The following is a 3,096-nucleotide window of genomic DNA, read 5'->3' on the forward strand; positions in this document are numbered from 1 at the left end:
CTGGCGATCCAGGCGACGCGGTGGATCAGATGCACCGCGCCGCCTGGATCGCCAGCAAGCCGGCTCCTACAGGACTGCGGGGGAATGAAAAAGGGAGGCCACTTGGGCCTCCCTTTTTCATTGCGATCTGCCGTTACAGGCTGGCAATCCGCGCATGCTGCTCGGCCAGTTTGCCCAAAGCCTGTTCGGCTTCAGCCAGTTTGGCGCGTTCCTTCTCGATGACTTCGGCCGGAGCCTTGTCGACGAAACCGGCGTTGGACAGCTTGCCGCCCACGCGCTGGACTTCGCCCTGCAGACGCAGGATTTCCTTGTCCAGACGGGCCAGTTCGGCGTCCTTGTCGATCAGGCCGGCCATCGGCACCAGCACTTCCATCTCACCCACCAGCGCGGTGGCGGACAGCGGTGCTTCTTCGCCGGCAGCCAACACGGTGATCGATTCGAGACGCGCCAGTTTCTTCAACAGGGCTTCGTTCTCGGTGAGACGACGCTGATCTTCGGCGCTGACGTTTTTCAGGAAAATGTTCAGCGGCTTGCCCGGGCCGATGTTCATCTCGCCACGGATATTGCGCGTGCCGAGCATCAGTTCCTTGAGCCACTCGATGTCGTTCTCGGCCGCCGGATCGATGCGCTCTTCATTGGCCACTGGCCAAGGTTGCAGCATGATCGTCTTGCCTTCGATACCGGTCAGCGGCGCGATGCGCTGCCAGATTTCTTCGGTGATGAACGGCATGAACGGGTGCGCCAGGCGCAACGCGACTTCCAGTACGCGCACCAGCGTGCGACGGGTGCCGCGCTGACGCTCGACCGGTGCGTTTTCGTCCCACAGCACAGGCTTGGACAGTTCCAGGTACCAGTCGCAATACTGGTTCCAGATGAACTCGTATAAGGCTTGTGCCGCGAGGTCGAAGCGGAACTGGTCGAGTTGACGGGTCACTTCGGCTTCGGTGCGTTGCAGCTGCGAGATGATCCAGCGATCCGCCAGGGACAGCTCGTAGGCTTCGCCGTTCTGGCCGCAGTCTTCGCCCTTGTCCAGCACGTAGCGCGCGGCGTTCCAGATCTTGTTGCAGAAGTTGCGATAGCCTTCGACGCGGCCCATGTCGAACTTGATGTCGCGACCGGTGGACGCCAGCGAGCAGAAGGTGAAGCGCAGGGCGTCGGTGCCGTAGCTGGCGATGCCGTCGGCGAACTCGTCGCGGGTCTGCTTCTCGATCTTCTTCGCCAGTTTCGGCTGCATCATGCCGGAGGTGCGTTTCTGCACCAGGTCTTCCAGCTCGATACCGTCGATGATGTCCAGCGGGTCCAGGACGTTGCCCTTGGACTTGGACATTTTCTGGCCCTGGCCGTCTCGCACCAGGCCGTGAACGTAAACGGTCTTGAACGGAACCTGCGGCGTGCCGTCTTCGTTTTTCACCAGGTGCATGGTGAGCATGATCATCCGGGCAACCCAGAAGAAAATGATGTCGAAGCCAGTCACCAACACGTCGGTGGAGTGGAATTTCTTCAGGAATTCGGTCTGCTCAGGCCAGCCGAGCGTCGAGAATGTCCACAGGCCCGAACTGAACCAGGTGTCGAGAACGTCGTTGTCCTGTTGCAGCGCAACGTCCGGACCGAGGTTGTGCTTGGCACGCACTTCGGCTTCGTCGCGACCGACGTAGACTTTGCCCGACTCGTCGTACCAGGCCGGAATCCGGTGGCCCCACCACAGTTGACGGCTGATGCACCAATCCTGGATGTCGCGCATCCACGAGAAGTACATGTTTTCGTACTGTTTAGGCACGAACTGGATACGGCCGTCTTCAACAGCGGCAATTGCCGGTTCAGCCAATGGCTTGGTGGACACGTACCACTGGTCGGTCAGCCACGGCTCGATGATGGTGCCGGAGCGGTCGCCTTTCGGCACTTTCAACGCGTGATCGTTGACGCTGACCAACAGGTCGGCGGCGTCGAACGCAGCAACGATTTGTTTGCGCGCTTCGAAGCGGTCGAGGCCGACGTATTCAGCCGGGATCTTGCCGTCGATGCTTTCGTTCAGCGTGCCGTCGAGGTTGAACACCTGGCAGGCCGGCAACACGGCAGCGTTCTTGTCGAAGATGTTCAGCAGCGGCAGGTTGTGGCGCTTGCCGACTTCGTAGTCGTTGAAATCGTGGGCCGGGGTGATTTTCACGCAGCCGGTGCCGAATTCAGGGTCGCAGTAATCGTCGGCGATGATCGGGATGCGGCGGCCAACCAGCGGCAGCTCGACAAATTTGCCGATCAGGGCTTTGTAGCGTTCATCGTTCGGGTTAACCGCGACGGCGGCGTCGCCGAGCATGGTTTCCGGGCGAGTGGTCGCGACGATCAGGTAATCATTGCCTTCAGCGGTCTTGGCGCCGTCGGCCAGCGGGTATTTCAGGTTCCACAGGAAACCTTTCTCGTCGTGGTTTTCCACTTCGAGGTCGGAAATTGCCGTGTGCAACTTGGTGTCCCAGTTGACCAGACGCTTGCCGCGATAGATCAGGCCGTCTTCGTGCAGGCGCACGAACGCTTCTTTCACCGCTTCCGAGAGACCGTCGTCCATGGTGAAGCGCTCGCGGCCCCAGTCCACGGACGAGCCGAGACGGCGGATCTGACGGCTGATGTTGCCGCCGGACTGATCCTTCCATTCCCAGACTTTCTCGAGGAATTTTTCACGGCCCAGGTCGTGGCGATTCTGGCCCTGGGCTTCGAGTTGGCGTTCCACCAGCATTTGCGTGGCGATACCGGCGTGGTCGGTGCCCGGCTGCCACAGGGTGTTGCGACCCTGCATGCGGCGGAAACGGATCAGGGCGTCCATGATCGCGTTGTTGAAGCCGTGACCCATGTGCAGGCTGCCGGTGACGTTCGGCGGCGGGATCATGATGGTGTAGGACTCGCCCGCGCCTTGCGGGGCGAAGTAATTCTCAGACTCCCAGGTGTTGTACCAGGAAGTTTCAATGGCGTGCGGCTGGTAGGTCTTATCCATGCGCGGCGGGACCCTATTGGCATTAATTCAGGAAAAGCCGACGAGTATAGCGGGGCATGGGGCGCAGGGCGAGCGGGGGCGGACAGGGCGCAGTACCAAAAACCGCACAAACACCC

General features: G+C 60.8%; 1 protein-coding gene. It reads right to left on the minus strand.

Annotation, left to right across the window (positions count from 1 at the left end):
• Positions 1 to 133: 133 nt before the first annotated feature.
• Positions 134 to 2,980 (minus strand): valine--tRNA ligase, encoded by a 2,847-nt coding sequence (locus tag KGB27_RS31200; protein ID WP_223557377.1) that lies wholly within the window; start codon positions 2,978 to 2,980, stop codon positions 134 to 136.
• Positions 2,981 to 3,096: the final 116 nt, after the last annotated feature.

Source organism: Pseudomonas sp. BF-R-01 (genome assembly GCF_019946615.1).
GTDB lineage: Bacteria > Pseudomonadota > Gammaproteobacteria > Pseudomonadales > Pseudomonadaceae > Aquipseudomonas > Aquipseudomonas migulae.